The sequence below is a fragment of the Streptomyces durbertensis genome, from assembly GCF_014156695.1.
GTDB classification, from domain to species: domain Bacteria; phylum Actinomycetota; class Actinomycetes; order Streptomycetales; family Streptomycetaceae; genus Streptomyces; species Streptomyces durbertensis.
The window spans coordinates 1-1,438 of the sequence record NZ_WMLF01000744.1 but is presented as its reverse complement, the minus strand read 5'-3'; the positions used below and the strand labels follow the sequence as shown (position 1 = coordinate 1,438).

At 73.9% G+C, this 1,438-nt stretch carries 1 protein-coding gene and 1 pseudogene; both read left to right on the top strand.

Annotated elements, in window-relative coordinates:
* Positions 1–269 precede the first annotated feature (269 nt).
* Positions 270–1,181 (top strand): aminoglycoside phosphotransferase family protein, encoded by a 912-nt coding sequence (locus GL263_RS26470; protein ID WP_182858267.1) that lies wholly within the window; start codon positions 270–272, stop codon positions 1,179–1,181.
* Positions 1,162–1,438 (top strand): annotated as a pseudogene (locus GL263_RS26465) (hypothetical protein); the annotation flags it as partial. The gene GL263_RS26470 and the pseudogene GL263_RS26465, both read left to right, overlap by 20 nt.

Genomic DNA, 1,438 nt, shown 5'->3' with positions numbered 1-1,438 from the left:
TGCTGCGCCCGATCTACGCCCAGACCGCCGCCTACGGCCACTTCGGCCGTGAGCTGCCGGACTTCACCTGGGAGCGCACCGACCGCGCCGACGCCCTCCGCAAGGCCGCCGGCCTCTGACCCACCGCACCACCACCGACGGGCGGGCTCCCACCAGGGGACCCGCCCGTCGGCCGTTCCCGGCGCGAAAACCGCTTGGGCCCCCGGGGAGGGCCGTGTGACGATCTTCGCCGGTATCCATCGGACCCCGGGGAGCAGCGGATGGCGGGAATGCACGCCGACGAGGTGGCGACCGACGTCGAGCTGGTCCGCCGCCTGCTGGGTGCCCAGTTCCCCCGATGGGCGGAGCTGCCGATCACCAGGTTGACGTCGGGCGGCACCGCCAACGCCCTCTATCGGCTCGGTGACGAGCTGACCGTCCGCCTGCCGCTGCGCCCCGACGGCGCCGACACGGCGGTGCGGGAGGCGCGGCTGCTCCCACGGCTGGCGCCGCTGCTGCCGCTGCCCGTTCCGGAGGTCGTGGCGGTCGGCGCACCGACCGAGGAGTACCCCATGAACTGGGCGGTGCACCGGTGGATCGAGGGCCGCAACCCGGTCGAGGGCGAACTGGCCGAGCCGGCGAGCGTGGCCCGCTCCCTCGCGGCCTTCGCGGTCTCCATGCGCCGCATCGACCTCCCCGGCGGCCCACCCGCACACCGCGGAGCACGACTGAGCTCCGAGGACCGCGAGACCCGGGCGGCGATCGAGGCGCTGCGGCGCACCGACGAGCCCTTCGACGCCGACGCGATCACCGAGGCCTGGGAGGAGGCACTCGCGGCACCACCGTGGACGGGCCCACCCTGCTGGACACACGCCGACCTCATGCCGAGCAACGTGCTGCTCGCGGAACACCGCGTCTCGGCGATCATCGACTTCGGCACCGTGGGCATGGGAGAGCCGGCCACCGACCTGATCCCGGCGTGGAACCTGCTGCCCGCCTCGGTGCTGCCCGAGTACCGCGAGGCGGTGGGCGTGGACGACGCCACCTGGGCGCGCGGCCGCGGCTGGGCGCTGTCCATGGCCGTGATCCAACTGCCGTACTACCGAAGCACCAACCCGGTCATCTCCGCCAACGCCCGGCACGTCATCCGACAGGTACTCGGCGGTGGGCGGGGGCCCTCGGATGTCGGTGGGGTCTGCTAAGACTGGAGGAGTGAGCAGGCAGGACACGCCGACGGGCGAAGGGAGTGGGGAGCCGGAGCAGCTGGCGCTCATCCGGGACGTGGTGCGCCGGGGCAGGCAGCAGCAGCCCAGGGCCCGCCCCCGCACCTGGCGCGGAGCCGCGCTCGCCGCACGCGACCCGGTCGCCCGGGTGCTGGTCGACAAGGGCCTGGTCCACCTCGACCGCTACTTCGACTACGCCGTGCCCGCCGCCATGGACGACGAGGCACAGCCCGGTG

Excerpts from the sequence above, each read along its gene's own strand:
- GL263_RS26470 (WP_182858267.1), top strand. The coding sequence starts at position 270 with ATGCACGCCGACGAGGTGGCGACCGACGTCGAGCTGGTCCGCCGCCTG.